General features: G+C 67.7%; 17 protein-coding genes and 1 pseudogene. 5 read left to right on the top strand and 13 right to left on the bottom strand.

Annotated features, from left to right (window positions below; genetic code table 11):
- A pseudogene (locus NN4_RS36315) lies at positions 1 to 397 on the bottom strand (hypothetical protein); the annotation flags it as partial.
- Between the two features lie 24 nt (positions 398 to 421).
- Complete coding sequence (locus NN4_RS36310) at positions 422 to 1,453, bottom strand: Ppx/GppA family phosphatase (RefSeq protein WP_147140667.1); 1,032 nt, start codon at positions 1,451 to 1,453, stop codon at positions 422 to 424.
- Positions 1,454 to 1,596: 143 nt separating this feature from the next.
- Here NN4_RS36310 and NN4_RS36305 point away from each other — a divergent pair, with 143 nt between their 5' ends.
- Positions 1,597 to 2,394: a DUF3109 family protein gene (locus NN4_RS36305; RefSeq protein ID WP_135233642.1), complete on the top strand. Its 798-nt coding sequence runs from the start codon at positions 1,597 to 1,599 to the stop codon at positions 2,392 to 2,394.
- Between the two features lie 78 nt (positions 2,395 to 2,472).
- The gene (locus tag NN4_RS36300) at positions 2,473 to 2,805 is read left to right on the top strand and encodes a hypothetical protein (protein ID WP_228540250.1); all 333 of its coding nucleotides are present in this window, start codon (positions 2,473 to 2,475) and stop codon (positions 2,803 to 2,805) included.
- A 69-nt stretch (positions 2,806 to 2,874) separates the two neighbouring features.
- Here NN4_RS36300 and NN4_RS36295 read toward each other — a convergent pair whose 3' ends face one another.
- The 3 genes from NN4_RS36295 to NN4_RS36285 all read right to left on the bottom strand — a co-directional run bounded on the left by NN4_RS36295 (position 2,875) and on the right by NN4_RS36285 (position 5,480).
- On the bottom strand, positions 2,875 to 3,564 hold the full coding sequence (locus NN4_RS36295) for a winged helix-turn-helix domain-containing protein (protein WP_069160635.1): 690 nt from the start codon (positions 3,562 to 3,564) through the stop codon (positions 2,875 to 2,877).
- The gene (locus NN4_RS36290; RefSeq protein WP_135233643.1) at positions 3,561 to 4,796 is read right to left on the bottom strand and encodes a sensor histidine kinase; all 1,236 of its coding nucleotides are present in this window, start codon (positions 4,794 to 4,796) and stop codon (positions 3,561 to 3,563) included. Before NN4_RS36290 ends, NN4_RS36295 begins: the two co-directional genes overlap by 4 nt.
- 276 nt (positions 4,797 to 5,072) lie before the next feature.
- The gene (locus NN4_RS36285) at positions 5,073 to 5,480 is read right to left on the bottom strand and encodes a winged helix-turn-helix transcriptional regulator (protein ID WP_147140666.1); all 408 of its coding nucleotides are present in this window, start codon (positions 5,478 to 5,480) and stop codon (positions 5,073 to 5,075) included.
- 90 nt (positions 5,481 to 5,570) lie between these two features.
- Between NN4_RS36285 and NN4_RS36280 the strand changes: the two genes are divergently transcribed.
- Complete coding sequence (locus NN4_RS36280; RefSeq protein ID WP_147140664.1) at positions 5,571 to 6,233, top strand: NADPH-dependent F420 reductase; 663 nt, start codon at positions 5,571 to 5,573, stop codon at positions 6,231 to 6,233.
- Between the two features lie 94 nt (positions 6,234 to 6,327).
- Here NN4_RS36280 and NN4_RS36275 read toward each other — a convergent pair whose 3' ends face one another.
- The 7 genes from NN4_RS36275 to NN4_RS36245 all read right to left on the bottom strand — a co-directional run bounded on the left by NN4_RS36275 (position 6,328) and on the right by NN4_RS36245 (position 15,636).
- Positions 6,328 to 8,358, bottom strand: coding sequence for a CocE/NonD family hydrolase (locus NN4_RS36275; RefSeq protein ID WP_147140662.1), 2,031 nt, complete (start codon positions 8,356 to 8,358; stop codon positions 6,328 to 6,330).
- A 206-nt stretch (positions 8,359 to 8,564) separates the two neighbouring features.
- Complete coding sequence (locus tag NN4_RS36270; RefSeq protein ID WP_147140660.1) at positions 8,565 to 10,622, bottom strand: CocE/NonD family hydrolase; 2,058 nt, start codon at positions 10,620 to 10,622, stop codon at positions 8,565 to 8,567.
- A 396-nt stretch (positions 10,623 to 11,018) separates the two neighbouring features.
- A complete protein-coding gene (locus tag NN4_RS36265; protein WP_147140657.1) occupies positions 11,019 to 11,756 on the bottom strand; it encodes a phosphoglyceromutase in 738 nt (245 codons plus the stop codon).
- Positions 11,757 to 11,849: 93 nt separating this feature from the next.
- Complete coding sequence (locus NN4_RS36260; RefSeq protein WP_147140655.1) at positions 11,850 to 12,755, bottom strand: ROK family protein; 906 nt, start codon at positions 12,753 to 12,755, stop codon at positions 11,850 to 11,852.
- Positions 12,752 to 13,249 (bottom strand): type III secretion system chaperone family protein, encoded by a 498-nt coding sequence (locus NN4_RS36255; protein ID WP_147140673.1) that lies wholly within the window; start codon positions 13,247 to 13,249, stop codon positions 12,752 to 12,754. The genes NN4_RS36260 and NN4_RS36255 overlap by 4 nt, the downstream gene beginning before the upstream one ends.
- A 5-nt stretch (positions 13,250 to 13,254) precedes the next feature.
- Positions 13,255 to 14,676 carry a D-inositol-3-phosphate glycosyltransferase gene (mshA, locus tag NN4_RS36250; protein WP_147140654.1) on the bottom strand — a complete coding sequence of 474 codons (1,422 nt, stop codon included), beginning with the start codon at positions 14,674 to 14,676 and terminating at the stop codon, positions 13,255 to 13,257.
- Between the two features lie 138 nt (positions 14,677 to 14,814).
- Entirely contained in the window at positions 14,815 to 15,636 is an 822-nt protein-coding gene (locus NN4_RS36245; protein WP_147140652.1) for an alpha/beta fold hydrolase, read from the bottom strand.
- A gap of 71 nt (positions 15,637 to 15,707) precedes the next feature.
- On the opposite strand from NN4_RS36245, the gene NN4_RS36240 reads away from it, so the two are divergent.
- Positions 15,708 to 16,442, top strand: a complete 735-nt coding sequence (locus NN4_RS36240) for an SDR family NAD(P)-dependent oxidoreductase (RefSeq protein ID WP_147140650.1) — start codon at positions 15,708 to 15,710, stop codon at positions 16,440 to 16,442.
- A 130-nt stretch (positions 16,443 to 16,572) separates the two neighbouring features.
- Positions 16,573 to 17,028, top strand: coding sequence for a large conductance mechanosensitive channel protein MscL (mscL, locus tag NN4_RS36235; RefSeq protein WP_135233653.1), 456 nt, complete (start codon positions 16,573 to 16,575; stop codon positions 17,026 to 17,028).
- A gap of 21 nt (positions 17,029 to 17,049) precedes the next feature.
- On the opposite strand, the gene NN4_RS36230 is transcribed toward mscL, so the two are convergent.
- Positions 17,050 to 17,850 carry a patatin-like phospholipase family protein gene (locus NN4_RS36230; protein WP_186818798.1) on the bottom strand — a complete coding sequence of 267 codons (801 nt, stop codon included), beginning with the start codon at positions 17,848 to 17,850 and terminating at the stop codon, positions 17,050 to 17,052.
- Positions 17,851 to 17,886: the final 36 nt, after the last annotated feature.

Raw genomic sequence — 17,886 nt, 5'->3', positions numbered from 1 at the left:
TCTCCCGGCCGGGCATCACCCGGTTGGATCGGCCGGGCAACGGGTCGGCGGCCGACTCGGGCTGGGCGTACGCGGCGAGCGGGTCGTACATCGAGATCGGCCCGGAGATCGGCGAATACGCCGCGGGGTCCGGCGCGGGTGGCGCGTATGAGACAGGTTCCGGCGCAGGCGGTTCGTAGGCCGGGGCCTCGTAGACCGGTTCGTCGGGCACGTCGGCGTCGGGCGCGGCGTGCGAGGAGTGACCGCTGCCGATGACAGGCATGTCACCGGTCAGCTCGGCGACCGAGATCCCGCGACCGCCGCGGCGGCGTCGGCCACCACCTGCGGATGATGCGCCTTGCTGCCCGTTGCGAGCCAGCAGCTCGGCAACGGAAAGCTGTTTGGAATCATCACTCATGACTGAACCTCGCTGGCGCGCCCATCATGACGACACCGTCCCTATCGGCCCCGGTAGCACGGCAGCACCGAGCACCGGGTCGCCGCTGTCGGTCGCCGGGCCCGGTAAGCAGGTTGCTCGGGGTCCGCCATTCATGTCGGTATCCAGTTTGCGCAGGATCAGTCCTTCTCGCAGCGCCCATGGACAAATCTCCAGGGATTCCAGCGATAGTGCCCGCATACTCGCCTCCGCGACCAATGCGCCAGCCACCAATTGCTGTGACCGATCGGAACTTACGCCTTCCAATTCTGCACGGTCCGCGGCCGTCATCCGCGAGATGAACGCAATCAGCTGGCGCAGACCTGAGCTGGTGAGTGTACGGCGCACCCGCGGGCCCGCCGCCGACGGTGCCGCTCCGGTCAACCTGGCCAGCGAGCGGAAGGTCTTCGAGGTGCCGACGGCCAGATCCGGTTTACCGGCGTCGAGCAGCTGTTTGGCGGGCAGCGTCAGCTCCGCGTCGAGCCAGTCACGCAGCACGTTGACCCGGCGCTTGCCCGGCGGATCCTCGCGCAGCCACTCTCTGGTCAACCGGCCGGCACCGAGCTGCAGGGACAGCGAGACATCGGGTTCTTCGTCGCCGCCGTTGGTCATCTCCAGCGAGCCGCCGCCGATGTCGAGATTCAGGATGCGTCCCGCGCTCCAGCCGAACCAGCGGCGCACCGCGAGGAAGGTCAACCGCGCCTCGTCGACGCCGGAGAGCACCTGCAGATCGACGCCGGTCTGCGCGCGGACCCGGGCGAGCACGTCCTCGGAATTGGTCGCCTCGCGCAGCGCGGAGGTGGCGAACGGCATCAGCTCGACGCACCGGGAAGTCTCAGCGATGCTGGCGAATTCGGCGACCGTGGCGATCAGCCGCTGGGCGCCCGCCTCGGTGATCCGGCCCTCGTTATCGATGTTCTCCGACAGCCGTAAAGTGGCCTTGGTAGAGCTCATCGGCATGGGGTGACCACCCCGATGCGCGTCCACCACCAGCAGGTGGACGGTATTGCTTCCGACATCGAGTACCCCAAGCCGCACAAGAACACGGTACTGGGTGATCCGGTCCTATAGGTTAAGCGACTGAACTGTTAGCGTTCCGAGGTGTGACGGTAGGCGCATCAGCGAGTGGGCCGGCGCGGCCCCGACCAGCGGGGAAGATCGATCCGAGTCCCGAAGTCGACATGGATTTCCCCCGCGAATGGATCGAGTTCGTCGATCCAGCAAACGACGAGCATCTGATCGTCGCGGATCTGACCTGGCTACTGTCGAGCTGGACGTGTGTCTTCGGCACCCCGGCCTGCCAGGGCATCATCGCCGAGCGCCCCGATGACGGGTGCTGCTCGCACGGCGCGTTCCTGTCCGACAAGGACGACCGCAAGCGCCTGCAGAACGCTGTGAAAATGCTCACACCAGCGGATTGGCAGCTGATGGGCGAGGCGACGGACGCCGCGGGCAAGGTCACCAAGAAGGGTTACCTGGAGCTCGATGAGCTCGAAGACGAGCCCGCGCTGCGCACCCGCCGGTTCGACGGCGCGTGCATCTTCCTCAATCGGCCCGGCTTCGCGGGCGGTGTCGGCTGCTCGCTGCACTCCATGGCGCTGCGCCGCGGCATCGAACCGCTCGAGGTGAAGCCGGACGTGTGCTGGCAGCTGCCGATCCGGCGCACCCAGGAGTGGGTGGACCGGCCCGACGGCGTGCAGATCCTGCGCACCACGGTCACCGAGTACGACCGGCGCGGCTGGGGCGCCGGCGGCGAGGACCTGGACTGGTACTGCTCCGGCTCGCCAGACGCCCACGTCGGCACGCGGCCGGTCTGGCAGTCCTACGGCCCGGAATTGAAGGAGCTGCTGGGCGCTCCGGCCTACGACGAACTGGCCAGGCACTGCAAGCGGCGAGCGGGGCTCGGCCTCATCGCGATTCATCCGGCGACGGTGCACGCGGACCGGATGCGCGACAGTTCCAACACTGCGACCGGGTGAGCCCCCGGAATGCGAGCTTGCACCCCGTTCACCTGTAGGGCATGCGATCTTCACCCGTTTGCGGTTTGATGTGCGGTCATGTCCAAGAAAGTTTTGACCCTGGCCGCCGTTTCTCTCGGCGCCGCACTCTGTCTCCCCGCAATCGCGCACGCCGAGCCGAACGGTGATCCCGCCAAGTACGCCGATTTCACCGCCGACTTCCTGCCCGCCAACACCCCCGACGCCATGAACGCCGCCAAGGTGGGCAAGAACCTGATCATGAGCCCGTACGGGACCTCGCGCACCATCGCCTGCCGCGGCACCAACGCCGCCGATGTCTACGACTGCATGCAGGAAGACGACCTGGGCTGGATCTCGTTGCGCAAGATCGACGTCCCCGGCGTCGGCCCGACCTGGACCTACCTGCCGTAAGAAGCTAGAACTGCACAACGAACTACGGCCGAGGGCTTTCGCAGCGCCCTCGGCCGTAGCTTTGTCAGCTCACGCTTCGAGTTTGTAGCCCAGTCCGCGGACCGTGACCAGATGTTCCGGCTTGGCCGGGTCTGCCTCGATCTTCGAGCGCAGCCGCTTCACGTGCACGTCGAGGGTTTTGGTGTCGCCGACGTAGTCGGCGCCCCAGACGCGATCGATCAGCTGGCCGCGGGTGAGCACCCGGCCGGAGTTGCGCAGCAGGTATTCGAGCAGGTCGAATTCCTTGAGCGGCAACGTCACCGGCTTGCCGTTCACCAGCACGGTGTGGCGGTCCACGTCCATCCGGACGGGGCCCGCTTCCAGCACGCCGCTCTCATTGGTGCCGTCCAACTCGTCGCCCGCGCCGCGGCGCAGCACGGCCCGAATGCGCGCGATCAGCTCGCGCGCCGAGTATGGCTTCGTCACGTAGTCGTCGGCGCCGAGCTCCAGCCCGACCACCTTGTCGATCTCGCTGTCCCTTGCCGTCACCATGATCACCGGTACGCCGCTGCGGGTGCGCAACTGCTTGCACACGTCCGTGCCGCTCATGCCGGGCAGCATGAGATCGAGCAGCACGATGTCGGCACCGGACCGATCGAACTCGGCGAGCGCGGATGGCCCGTCACCGACAACGGTGACCTCGAAACCCTCCTTGCGCAGCAGGAACGCGAGCGGATCGGCCAGCGACTCCTCATCCTCGACGATCAACACACTCGTCATCTGCGTGCCTCCACACCATTGGGTCGGCCCGGCCCCGAGGGGCGCGGGCTTGTTTCTCTCATGCTCACCGTCGGACCGGCGGAATCCTCTTCTCCGTCGGCCTCGTGGTGGGCAGGTATTCGCAGGGTGAACGTCGAACCGGTGCCCAGCTTGCTCCACAACGTGATCTCGCCGTTGTGGTTGGCAGCCACGTGCTTGACGATAGCCAGGCCGAGGCCGGTACCGCCGGTGGCGCGCGAGCGGGCCTTATCGGACCGGAAGAAACGTTCGAACACCCGCTCTTGGTCTTCCTTGGCGATGCCGATGCCGCGATCGGTCACCGCCATGGCGACATGGTCGCCGCGTAGGGAACGGCTCACCGACACGTGTGAGCCGGCCGGTGAGTACGCTATCGCGTTCTCCACCAGGTTCGATAGGGCTGTGACCAGCAAGGTTTCGTCGCCGAGCACCTCGAGCCCGCTGGGCCGGTCGGTGCTGACGGTGATGCCCGCGGCCTCGGCGGCGGTGCGCGAGCGGTCCACCGCCTGCATCACCACGGTGTCCACGTCGACCACTTCGAGCTCGGGCAGCTTCTCCGCACCCTGCAGCCGGGACAGCGCGATGAGTTCGGTCACCATTTTGCCGAGCCGCCGGGATTCGCCGAGCACGCGCTGACCGAAGTGGCGCACCGCCTCGGGATCCTCGGCGGATTCGAGCATGGCCTCGGCCAGCAGGCTCATCGCGCCGACCGGGGTCTTGAGCTCGTGGCTGACGTTGGCGACGAAGTCGCGCCGGGTGGCCTCCATCCGGGCCTGCTCGGAGTCGTCGTCGGCGAAGAGCACGGTGAAGTTGGTGTCTTCGCGGGATAGCTGGCGGGCCACGCCGCGCACGGCGATGCGGCCGCGGCCGGGCACCGGGTTCTTCGCGGTGAGGTCGAACTCGGCGGACTCGCCGGTGGCCAGCACCTTCTCCACCGCGGCCCAGGCGCGCTCGTCCAGCAGGCGGTTGCGGACCAGGCCGAGCTCCTCGGCGCGCGGATTCACCAGCACCACGTCGCGGTACTCGTCGACCACCGCGATGCCGCTCTCGGAGGCGAGCACGATCAGGTCGAGCACCTGCGACATCGTCAGGCCGGAGTCGGCCTGCCGCCGGGCCTGCTGCCTGGCGTTCATATAGGGGATAAGTAGCCCGCCGACTGCCAGACCTACGACAGCCGCAAGGACTGCCAGTAGCACGGCTTGCGGAACACTCACACTTGAATCGTACGGTCGCGTAGGACGTATCCAACTCCGGGTGCACGATGTTTCGTGCAGGTCATAGCTACTTCCGACCCTGTTAGCCCTACGTTTACGTGTTGTTCCGCCTCCCCGGGACTTCAGGCCGGATTCAGGTGCGGTGTGAGCACCGTCGGCGGGCGGCGGAGGGGTCGGCGGCGGAGTTAGCTGGTGCCCGGTGAGTTACCCATGTCCTTGCGAAATCAGGCGTCTTCTTCTGCTTCCGAAATCAATTGTCTTCGGCGGGCTTGCGGGTCAGTCGTCTTCGTCGTCGGGACCGGCGAGGCCTGCGCTGACGGCTGGGCCGTGTTTGTCTACCCACTCGCCGAGGGCGTAGATGGGGGTGAGCAGGTCTCGGCCTGCTTCGGTGAGGCGGTATTCGACGCGGGGTGGGGCTTCGGCGTAGCGGTGGCGTTCGATGAGGGTCATCCGCTCCATCCGGCGCAGCGTCTGCGTCAGCATCTTCTGGCTGATGCCGCCGATCGATGCGCGCAGGTCGCTCGGGCGCATCGGGCCCTCGCGGAGCATGTAGACGACGACCGGTAGCCAGGAGTTTCCGAAGACGTCGACGCCCATCCGGGCCGGGCAATCGGACTCGAAATCGCCGTAGGGCGTGAACTCCACCCGTTCGGCGGTGATCGGCTCGGCGTGCACGGCGGTCATGTCACCAGCATGCCAGCGTTGTTGGGCACCCGCAGGTGCCTATCGATCTTCCTAGCGTTTGTACCGAGACCTTTCGAGCTAGGAGTGGACATGCGAATCGGAATCATCGGCGCCGGGGCGATGGCGCGGGCGCTCGGCGGTGGCTGGGTCGCGGCGGGGCACGAGGTCCGTATCGGTGCCAGGTCGTCGGCCGCGGCCGAGGAGTTGGCGGCCGCGATCGGGGCGCAGGCCGGAAGTATTCGCGACGCCGCGGAGTTCGGCGAGGTGGTGTTGCTGGCGCTGCCGGTGGACGCGTTGGACGAGGTGCTGCGGACGGTCGGCGGGCTGCTCGACGGGCGGACCGTGGTCGACTGCACCAATGCCTACGAGCCGGACGCGGCCGCGCCCGAGGGTGCGACGGCGTTCGTGCTGTCGGAAGAGGCTGTCGCCGAACGCATCGCGGCGGCGGCGCCGGGGGCGCACGTGGTGAAGGCGTTCAATCTGTGTGCAGCCGAGGTGTGGGAATCGGATGCTCGCGTGTTCGAGCAGCGCAGGCTGGGGGTGCCGCTGTGCGGTGACGACCCGGACGCGCTGGCCCGGGTGGCAGCCCTGGTCGAAGATCTGAAGCTGCAACCGGTTTCGGCGGGCGGGCTGCATCGCGCCAAGTATCTGGAGGCCGTGTCGGTGTTCACCGTCGGGCTCTGGTTCGCGGGCGAGGACGCGCGGGCCATCTTCCCGCCGCTGGAGGCGGCGTTCGCCGTGGTGGATCAGTAACCGGTGCACCCGGCCTGAGCGGGCACTATTCGCTCATACCCCGCGGGATAGAGCTTTGATGGGCGATAAGTGCACGCTCAGACCGGGTTACGGTTTACCAGCCCGGGTTTCCGCGCACCGGGATATTCACGAAACTTGGCTGGTTCTGGTCCAGCAGCAGGTGCTGCGGGCGCAGACCGCTCTCCACCAGCAGCGGGGTCGGCGGAAGACCCTTCGGGAAGTTGCCCGCGTAGACGTCGACGCGCAGCCGGTGGCCCGGTTGCAGCACCGCCTCGATGCCCGGCACCGAAATGTCCAGGGCTGTCGGCTGTCCCGGCACCGTCGGCTGCCTGCTGTCCAGTGACAGGTCGGGCACCGGGTCGGTGTAGTCGCCGTTCGGCAGGCGGGTGCTGCGGGCCTCGTCGATGGCGCGCAGCGAGGCGACCAGCTGACCCGAGGACAGCACCGTCGACTGTCCGTCGGGCGCAACGTCGTTCACCGTGGCGACCCAGTAGCCGTCGGTGGCGTCCTGAATCGTGTTGAGCCGTACCGCGATCGGGCCGGAGATGGTGGTCGGCTCGGCGACCGGTGCACTGGTGAAGGTGAGCCCGTTGAGTTCCTGGATCCGCGAATCCATCCCGCAGGCATTGATGATCGAGAGCACACCGATGGTCTGCTGGGCCGCGTCGCGCGAGCACAGGCCGGTGAGGCCCGGCGCGACGGTGAGCCGGTCCACGCTCGGACTCGGCGCGGCGAACAGCGAGCCGTCGTGCACGCTGGTCGCGGTCCCGCTCGGCACGGCGGACAGATACATCCGGCGATGCTCGGCGCCCGGCTGCGGGAACGACGGCGCGGTGATCCAGCCGCCGCCCTGCTGCCGGACGGTCACCGGGCCGTATTCATCGATGCCGTTGTCGATGCCCTTGAGCCACTTGTCGAACCAGGCGCGCTGCAGCACGTCCATCCGCGGCGGCAGGCCGGGACGACCGGACTCGTTGCCGTTGCTGATGTGGTAGCCGTCGCCCACGAACAGCTGCTTCTGCCCGGGCGGCAACGGAATCCGCCGATACACGTCGGCCTGTGAATTGACGAACACGTCGTGCCAGCCGCCGGTCACGAAGGTGGGCACGGTGATTCGGGTCGGGTCGGTCTCCCAGGCCTGCCGGAACGAACTGTCGGAGTGCAGCACCTCCTGCACCTTGGGGCTGAGCTGGTTGATATCCGGCGTGATCAGCACGTTCACCAGCGCGTCGACGAAGGTGAACGGATCGGCCAGCCGATCCATCAGCCACTTCATGTCGAACTGGCCGCGCAACACCGACGCCAGGTCCGGCACCAGCTTGCCGCCGTTGACCGCGGCGAGCCACGCGGGCATGAAGGTGATACCGAAGCCGCCGCCGGGTGCGACCAAGTCGCGGAACGGATTCCGGCTCGGCACCACCGGGAAGATCGCCTTGAGCGCGGGCGGGTTCTTCGCGGCGACCTGCAGTTGGTTCAGCCCCGAATAGGAGACGCCGTTCATGCCGATGTCGCCGGTGGACCACGGCTGCCGGGCCGCCCAGTCGATCACCTCGACGGTGTCCTGCTGTTCCCGGTAACGCAGCAGGTCCCAGATCCCTTGCGAGAAGCCGGTTCCCCGGACGTCGACGACGACCTGGGTGTATCCGCTCTTGATCAGCTGCCGGTCCACGGTGAAGTTGCGCAGCAGCCCGCCGCCGAGCGCTTTTGTGAGATCGGTGATGCCGGAGAACGGCGTGCCGGACAGATCGACGTCGCGGGCCACCTGCAGCACCGCGTCGGACAGCCACGGGATCGAGATCATGCTGTCGGCGATCATCGAGCCGAGCTTGGTGTAGGGCGTCATGTTGACGACGGTCGGCGTCGGCGTCGAAATCGGTTGCCCCGCCGCGTCGGCCGGGTGGTAGACGTTCCCCTTGAGCACGGTGCCGTCGCTCATGGTGATCGGCACGTCCCATTCGATGAAGACGTTCGGGTACTGCTGCGGGCCGTCCTCGGTCGCGGCCCACGCCGCACCGGTCGCGCCGCCGTCCGGGCCGACAGGGCTCGCCGCGGCAGAGGGCGAAAGGAAGGGGGCCAAGGCCACCGCCGCGACAACCAAGGCCGCGGTGCGGAGCGCATACCTCATTGAATCCACTCTCTTAGGGGAACGGTTGCTCTCTAACAAAGGGGAGGGAAGCAGAGATCCGCTGGTCCGCGCTGGGAAATCGCGAAAGTTCGTGCATGCTCACAAGCTCTCGCTCGCGAAATCAGCGGTATGCCGAAAACGCCAAAGGGCGCCTTCGCTCGAATCATTCGAGACGAAGACGCCCTTGCGAGATATTCAGGCCGGCATCACCAACCGGGGTTTCCCCGCACCGGCACATTCACGAAACTCGGCCGATTCGGATCCAACTGCACATGCTGCGCCTTCAGCCCGGTATCGAGCAGCATCGGCAGAATCGGCAGGCCCTTCGGGAAATTGCCCGCATAGACATCGACGCGCAGCCGATGCCCCGGCTTCAGCAAAGCCTCGGTGGCGGGCATGGTGATATCCAGGGTCGTCGCCTCACCGGGCACCGTCGGCTGCCGGTGCTCCAGCGAGGTGAACGGCCGCGGATCGGTGTAGTCGCCGTTGGCCGACTTGCTGCTGTTGGCCTCGTCGATCTCACGCAGCGAAGCCATGATCTGCCCGGAGGACAGCACGGTGGACTGACCGTCCGGCGCGACATCGTTGACGGTGACCACCCAGTAGCCGTCGGCGGCGTCCTGAACGGTGTTGAGCCGCACCGCGATCCGCCCGGACACCGAGGTCGGCTCGGCGACCGGCGCACTGGTGAACGTGAGCCCGTTGGTCTCCTGGATCCTGGAGTCCTTGGCGCAGCCGTCGATGATCGACAGGATGCCCGCGCTGCCCTGCGCCGCATCGTTGGAGCACAGGCTGGTCAGGCCGGGCGCGATGGACAACCGCGCGGTGTCGCCGTTGGCGGCCGCGGTGAGCGATCCGTCGTAGACGCTGTTCGCGGTGCCACTCGGGTCGGCGGACAGGTACATCCGCTGATGCGTCACGGACTGCGCATCGGCGGTCACGCTCGGGTCGGCGAACGAGCCGGTGGTGATCCAGCCACCGCCCTGCTGGCGCAGCGTGATCGGGCCGTACTGATCGATGCCGTTGTCGATGCCCTTGAGCCACTTGTCGAACCACGCGCGCTGCAACACATCCAGTCGCGGCGGCAGGCCAGGCTTGGCGTACTCGTTGCCCGAGTTGACGTGGTAGGTGTTGCCCATCAGCAGCTGCTTCTGCCCGGCGGGCAGCGGAATCTCGTTGTAGATCTTCGATTCCGAGTAGGTGAACAGATCGTGCCAGCCACCGGTGACGAAGGTCGGCACCTGAATCTCGGACGGATCGCTGAGCCAGCCGTCGCGCGGGCGGGAGCTGCCGGTGAGCAGTTCCTTGGCGCGCGGATCGAGGTCCTCGACGCGCGCGGTGGTGTAGACGTTGAGCAGGACATCCATGAAGGTCAACGGATCTCGCACGCGATCGGCCAGCCACTTGGTGTCGAACTGCCCGTTGAGCACCGACGCGAGGTCGGGGACGAGCTTGAGACCGTTGATCGCGGTCAGCCACAGCGGGATGAAGTTGAAGCCGAATCCGCCGCCGGGCGCGAGCACGTCGTTCATCAGGTCGCTGCCGGGCACCACGGGGAAGATCGCCTTCAGCGCGGGCGGGTTCTGCTGCGCGGCCTGCACCTGGTTGATGCCGGAGTAGGAGATGCCGTTCATGCCGATGCGGCCGTTGGACCAGGGCTGGCGCGCGGCCCAGTCGATCACCTCGACGGTGTCCTGCTGTTCGCGCTGGCGCAGCATGTCCCAGGTGCCCTGGGAGAAGCCGGTGCCGCGCACGTCGACGACGACCTGCGAGTAGCCGCTCTTGATGAGCTGACGGTCGACGGTGAAGTTGCGCAGTTCGCCGCCGCCGAAGGCCTTGGTCAGGTCGGTGACGCCGGACAGCGGGGTGCCGCTCATGTCGATCTCGCGGAACAGCCCGAGCAGCGCGTCGGACAGGCCGGGGATGGACTGCGCGTGGTCGGCCAGGTTCGACACCAGCTTGGTGTAGGGCGTCAGGTTGACCACCGTGGGCGTCGGCGTATCGATGGGCCGGCTGGCAGCGTCCGCAGGGCGATAGACATTGCCCTTCAAGACCGTTCCGTCGCTCATCGTGATGGGGACGTCCCACTCGATGTGGATGTTCGGATACTGCTGCGGACCGTCCTGGGCCGCCTGCCAAGCCGCGCCCGCGGCTCCGCCGTCGGGACCGGTCGGGGCCGGTGCGGCAGAAGCGCCGCTGGTGAGGAACGGGACGAGCATCGCGGCGGCAACTGCCGCGACTGTGAACCGCAACGCGTGCTTCATCAGGAGTGATCTACCTCTCGGGCTGGTCGAACGACCAAAGTGTACATACCTACTTGTCGGTAATGACAAGGGGTAACACGTACCGATTCCGAATAGAGATTCACATACCGCACTTGAAATGGCAATGACGTGCCCAAATGCCGGGAAGTGCGCGCGTCACCAGCGAACACGCGCGAGAACCAACGCTTACTGTGCACTCTTCCGAACTAGCCATCCGCCACTGGCACTGAACACGACGCTGTGGCGAAGAACACCCCTGACCAGCGCAGACCCGACTCTGGACCGACTCCTCAGCAACTAGCCAGCACGACCGCCGGGTCGGCGTTCGATGAGCTGAAACGGCAAACGCGCCGCACCCGAATCGGGTTGCGGCGCGTTGCGGTGCCGGAGTGAGGACTACTTACCGCCCTGGTTGGCGACGGCGGCAGCGCCCGCGGCGGCCGCTTCCGGGTCCAGGTACTCGCGAGGGCGCACCGGGCGAAGGTTGTCGTCCAGTTCGTAGCGCAGCGGAATGCCGGTGGGGATGTTCAGGCCGGCGATGTCCTCGTCGGAGATCTGATCGAGGTGCTTGACCAGGGCGCGCAGCGAGTTGCCGTGCGCGGCGATCAGGACCGTCTTACCCGTGAGCAGGTCCTTGGAGATGGTGTCCTCCCAGTACGGGACCATCCGGCGCACCACGTCGAGCAGGCATTCGGTCTTCGGGACGTCGATGCCGACGTAGCGGGCGTCGCCCTCCTGGCTGTACTCGTCGTCCGGGTCGATCGGCGGCGGCGGGGTGTCGTAGCTGCGGCGCCACAGCATGAACTGCTCGTCGCCGTACTTCTCCTTGACCTGCGCCTTGTTCTTGCCTTGCAGCGCACCGTAATGCCGCTCGTTGAGGCGCCAGTCCCGGATCACCGGGATCCAGTGCCGGTCGGCGGCGTCCAGCGCGATATTCGCGGTGCTGATCGCGCGGCGCAGCAGCGAGGTGTAGACGACATCGGGCAGGATGCCGTGCTCGGCCAGCAGCTCCCCCGCCCGCTTGCCCTCGGCGATGCCCTTGTCGGTCAGGTGCACGTCCACCCAGCCGGTGAACAGGTTCAGGGCGTTCCATTCGCTCTCGCCGTGGCGCAGCAGCACGAGGGTGTACGTCATGCGGCCATCTTTCCATGTGCGGAAATTGCCGTCACATCGTTCCCCGGCGGCCCGCGGTCACCGGCTGGGCCAGGTCCCCCGGCTGTCCTGCGGTCAGCCGAGGTCGTCGGTGCCCGCGTCGCCCGTCGCCAGCACACCGGCACCGACCAGGGTGGCGCCGTCGGTGATCTCGGACAGCACCACGCTGATGCCGCGCAGGAAGTCCAGGCGCGCGTGTACGGCCAGCGCCGCCCGCATCGGATCCCACAGCGGCGCACCGGATTGTGCGAAGCCACCGCCGATCACCACGCGGTCGACGTCGAGCAGCGCCGCCGCCGAGGCGATCGCCTGACCGAGCGCGGTACCTGCTCGGTGCAGCGCCGCGAGGGCAATCTCGTTGCCGTTGTGCGCGTCCTCGGCGAGTTGCACGCCGGTGCTGCCCGGCCAGCCCTGCGCGACCGCCCAGCGCACCGAGGACATGCCGCTGGCGACCGCCTCGACACAGCCGACGCCACCGCACAGGCAGGGCACATCCCAGCCGGGCACCACGATGTGGCCGATATGACCGGCGTTGCCGGTGCGTCCGAGGACCACCCGGCCGTCCGCGATGAGCCCGCCGCCGATCCCGGAGGAGACCGTCAGCGCCAACCCGTTCGCCACCCCGCGCAGTGCGCCGACGTGATGCTCGGCCAGTGCCAGGCAGGCGCCGTCGATGGCGAAACGGATTGCGGCCGTGGGGAACAGCTCCCGCACCGCGGCGACGATCGCGAAGCCCGATTTCCATTCGGGAATGTTCAGCGGGGCGGTGCTGCCGGTGCGCACGTCGACCGGGCCGGCCGAGCCGATGCCGACGGCGGTGATCGTCGCGTCGCCGGCCACCGCGCGCAGCAGGTCGCGACAGGCGCCCCAGACGTCTTCTCGTGGCACATTCACCCGGCGTACGTCGCGCACTTCCTTGCCGGTGTGCACCACACCGGCCGCGAACTTGGTCGCGCCGATATCGAGTGCGAGAACGGTCATCGCGGTTTATCGGCGGTATCTACCAAGTGTTCGAAGGCGCGCAGATTTTTCAGCGATTCCCCGCGCGAGACCCGCCACTTCCATTCCTTGCGAATGGAAGTGGCGAAACCGAGTTCGAGCAGCACGTTGAAATCGGCGTCGACCGCCTCCAGGATCTGGCCGAAAACGCGGTCGAGTTCGTCGGCGGTGACGGCGTGCGCGGAGATCTGACCGACCAGGTAGATGTCGCCGACCCGGTCCAAGGTGTAGGCCACGCAGTAGAGCCTGCGATTGCGGCGCAGCAGGAATTTGTAGACGCCCTCGAAGTTCTCGTCCGGCTTGCGGCAGACGAACGACTCGATGCGCACCCCGTGCTTGCCGACGGTGAGCATCACCGAGGTCTTGAGTTTGCGCTCACCGGGCAGGATGACGACGAACGTCTCCTCGCCGGAGCGGGTGTATTCGATCTCCCGGTCGCGCAGCGTCTCCTCGATCAGCTGAGCGGTTGTCTGCACCTCGTTCACCGGCGTGCTCCCATCCGGCGCCGCCACAGCGCCCGCGACCTGGCCTGATTCGGTTCCAGGTTAGTGCGTTCACCGGGTACCCACTCGCGCACGTCGGCACGCAGCGCGCCGCTGCCCGCGGCGATCCGCCCCGCGCCGAGTCCGGCCCGCTCGGCCCGGAAATCGGTCAGGGCGGCGGAGTAGCTGTCGAGCAGTCCATCGGCGGTGTGTTCCCAGGAGAAGTTGGCGGCATGCTCGACCGCGCGCCCGCTCATCCGGCGCAGGCGTTCGGGGTCGTCGAGAAGGTAGCTCAGGGCACCCGCCCAATCCGGCGTGCGGTGGCCGGGCACCAGCAGGCCGCTTTCGCCGTGCCGGACGGCGGTGCCCAGCCCGCCGACATCGGCCGCGAGCACCGGGGTGCCGCTGGCCTGGGCCTCGATGGCGACCAGGCCGAAGGATTCGTTGTAACTCGGGACCGCGACCAGATCGGCGGCGCGGTAGACGAGCACCAGCCGGTCCGGCGGCTGCGGCGGCATGAAGGTGACCCGATCGGCGATGCCGAGCGCGGCGGCGAGTTCGATCAACGCGTCCGGCCGGTCCAGGCCGGTGCCGGACGGCCCGCCGACGATCAGGACGCGCAGTTTATGGGTGGGATCGGTGCGCAGCACCTCGGCCGCGGCGCGCACCAGCACATCCGGGGCCTTCAACGGCTGGATGCGCCCGACGAACGCGACCACTTGCTCGTCCATGGCGAGACCAAGGGCCGCACGGGCCTCGGCCTTGTCGCCCGGCTGGTACCGGGTCAGGTCGGCACCCGGCGGCACCACGTCGATTCGCTCGGGTTGCGCGCCGTACAGCTCGACGAGCTGGCGGGCCTCGTCCGCGGTATTGGCGACCAGCCGATCCGCCTCGGCGATCACCTGCTTCTCGCCGATCTCGCGAGTCAGCGGCTCCGGACAGTCACCGTCGGCGAGCGCGGCGTTCTTCACCGCGGCCAGCGTGTGCGCGGTGTGCACCAGCGGCACCCGCCAGCGGTCCCTGGCCAGCCAGCCGACCTGACCGGACAGCCAGTAGTGCGAGTGCACCAGGTCGTAGTAGCCCGGCAGATGGCGCGCCTCCTGGCGCAGCACTTCCGCGGTGAACGGGCAGAGCTGGGTGGGCAGATCGTGTTTGTCGAGGCCTTCGAAGGGGCCGGCCACCACGTTGCGCACCAGCACACCGGGGCCCGCTTCTTGCACGGGCGGCAGATTGGAGGCGGTGGCCCGGGTGAAGATCTCCACCTCGGTGCCGCGTCGGGCCAGCTGCAGAGCGGTTTGCAGCACGTAGACGTTCATGCCGCCCGCGTCGCCGGTGCCCGGTTGAGCCAGTGGTGAGGTGTGCACCGATAGCACGGCGACACGGTTCGGCCGTAGGTCCGGGCGTTGACTCACACTATCCATAGTGCACGTTGCATTCCCGGCCTCCATGCCGTCACGCCGCCAAGTGAGAGCTATCACAGACGATTGGTGAACTCACTCACAACTGGGCGGCGACGCCACCTGGGACAACTCGGATTTCCCCAGTCCGGTTCGCCCGATTCACAGGCTGTCGGCGAACATGCTGATCTCGCCTACGAAGCGGGCCGGGTCCTCGATGAACAGCCCGTGCTGGGCCCCTTCCCAGAACGAGGCGCGGGCCTCGGGCACCGCCTCGAAGATGTAACGGCCGTTCTCGATCGGGACCACCGGGTCGGCGGTGCCGTGCAGTACCAAGACCGGAATATCCAGTGCGCGAAGGGTTTCGGTGTTGTCGACGGTGCGGTAGAACAGCGCTTTGCGGATCGCGGGCGCGGTGGCGAGGCTGGTGCCGAACAGTCGTTGGGCGTCGGCGCCCTTGTCCGCGCCGGGGCCGGTGTTGGCATTGCCGAAGGCCCCGAACGCGCGCACCGCGCGACCCGCGCTCTCCTCGAAAACACCGGGCATCGCGGCCTGCATCGCGGAACCGCTCGCGGCGCCGGGCACGCCGCGCCCGATATTGGCCTGCGAACCGGTGAACACGGCGCCCGCGATCGCGCCGGTGCCGTAGGCGGTCAGGTAGTCGCTGAGCACGATGCCGCCGTAGGACCAGCCGAGCAAGATCGCGCCGGACTCGATGCCCTCCCCCGCCAGCACGGCCGCGACGTCGGCCGCCCAGTTCTTCGGATCGTCGTAACCCGTGGCGGGCGCGTCGGAATAACCGTGGCCGCGCAGGTCGACCGCGATCACCCGGAAGCGGGCGGCGAGGTCGTCGGCCGCCCGGCCCCAGCAGCGCAGATTCGCCGACCAGCCGTGCAACATCACCAGCGGCCGCGCGTCGGCCGGACCGCTCACGCGATAGACGATGTTGGTGCCATCCGCGCTCACCGCGTCCCGTATAGCCATGACGTCAGGCTAACGGTGATCCCCGCAACAGCGCTCCTGTCCGCAAACGGCCTGCATTTAGGATCGCAGGCATGAGCACTCGCACCGCTGTCGTCACCGGAGCCAGCTCCGGCATCGGGGAGGCCACCGCCCGGGAACTGGCCAAGCAGGGCTACCACGTCTATGTCGGCGCCCGCAGGCTCGATCGCCTGCAGCGCGTCGCCGACGAGATCGGCGGCACCGCACTGGAACTCGATGTGACCTCCGACGACTCGGTGCGCGCCTTCGCCGACGCGATCGAGCGGGCCGACGTGCTGGTCAACAATGCGGGCGGCGCCAAGGGCCTGGCCACGGTGGCCGACGCCGACCTCGACGACTGGCGCTGGATGTGGGAGACCAACGTGCTCGGCACGCTGCGCGTCACAAAGGCGTTGCTGCCCAAGCTGATCGCCTCCGGCGACGGCCTCATCGTCACCATCACCTCGGTCGCCGCCTTCGTCGCCTACGACAACGGCGCCGGTTACACCTCGGCCAAGCATGCCCAGGCCGTGCTGCACCGCACGCTGCGCGGAGAGCTGCTCGGCCGGCCGGTGCGGCTCACCGAAATCGCGCCCGGCGCAGTGGAAACCGAGTTCTCACTGGTGCGTTTCGACGGCGACGAGGAGCGCGCGGCGAAGGTCTACGAGGGCATCGATCCGCTGGTCGCGCAGGACATCGCGGAGATCGTCGGCTTCGTCGCCTCGCGGCCGTCGCATGTGAACCTCGACCAGATCATCGTCAAGCCCCGTGATCAGGCGGACGCGGGTCGCTTCGCACGCCGCAACTGACGAGTTATAGCTGAATCGCATTACTCACCGGCGAAGGCCGGTTCGCCGCACAATTGCTGAGTCAACGACGGGCCTCGGCTGCCGTTAGCATCGGATGCTTCGACGTCTACCTCAGATCGGAGTTGTGCGCATGTTCAAGGGGTTCAAAGAGTTCCTGATGCGCGGGAACGTCATCGACCTCGCCGTCGCCGTCGTCATGGGTACCGCGTTCACCGCGGTGGTCACCTCGGTCACCAAGGGCGTCGTGAACCCCCTGCTAGCCGTGTTCGGCAGTCAGAACGAGCTGGGTCTGGGCGTCCAGTTGATCGCGAGCAAGCCGGCGACCTTCATCCAGGTCGGCCCGATCATCACCGCGTTCATCAACTTCTTCGTGGTCGCCGCCGTGCTGTATTTCGTGCTGATGCTGCCGATGAAGACGATCAAGAACCGCTTCGGCACCACCAAGGCCGCCGAGCCGACCGAGACCGAACTGCTCATCGAGATCCGCGACCTGCTCGCCGAACGCCACGACGCCGTGCGCGCCCAGCGGGCCGCGGACCACGCGATCGAGAACGACCCCGAGCTCGATACCTCGCTGCGCCGCTAGGGCCGGACTTTGCGACAGGCCCTAGGCCCAGATCGAACGGATCTCGTCGGCCGCGCCCTTGCCCTGCCGCAGGCCGGTGCCGAACACCGCGGTCCAGGCCGACCCGTCGTTGAGGTCCGGCCCGAAGATGTCGAGCGCGACGGGGTCCGGCACGATCCGGGCGACCCGCTGCACGCTCGACGGCATCTTGGTCGCGAAGAGATGGGCGAGCGGCTCGATGAGCACCAGCGTGGACATGCCTTCGGCCAGATCGGCATTCGAGCCGTTACGCAGGGCACCGTCGACGTAGCGGCGGCCGTCGATGGTGACCGGCGCGGCCATCCCCGGCATCGCGGTACTCGCCGTGATCACCAGGTGCACGGGCACGCCCTCGGTACCGCGCCACACTTTCGGCGCACCGGAGTGAATATCGACGGTCGGGATCAGCAGCTGTGGGTGCGGCCAATCCCCTTCGCCCACCATGGCTTTCAAGCCCTCGACCCGTAACCGTTCGGGCCCGGTCGACGCGCTCAGCGCCAACTCGGCAACGCGCGGCCAGGCGGTCGCGGCGTCCGGGCCACTCAGCAGTTCGAGCACCTGCGCCGTCACCACCGGATCCACCTGCGGCGCGGGCCCTGCGGCGGTCGGCGGTTCCGCGTGTGCGGCAAGGTCACGGCCATCGGCCAGCAGCGCACCGACAATGGCGCCCGCCGAGGTGCCGACCAGCAGATCGGCGTCGGCCAGCTCGATCCCGTTGCGGCGCAAGCCTTCCGCCACCCCGAGCAACCAAGCGGTGCCGACCACCCCGCCCGGACCGAGCACCACCGCACGCCCGTCGTTCACCACGTCACCTTCTCGTCGAGCACATCGATATCAACG

It is taken from the genome of Nocardia ninae NBRC 108245, from assembly GCF_007990755.1.
In the GTDB taxonomy this organism is placed as follows: domain Bacteria; phylum Actinomycetota; class Actinomycetes; order Mycobacteriales; family Mycobacteriaceae; genus Nocardia; species Nocardia ninae.
The sequence above is the reverse complement of the archived record's forward strand: the minus strand, read 5'-3'. Positions and strand labels throughout refer to the sequence as shown.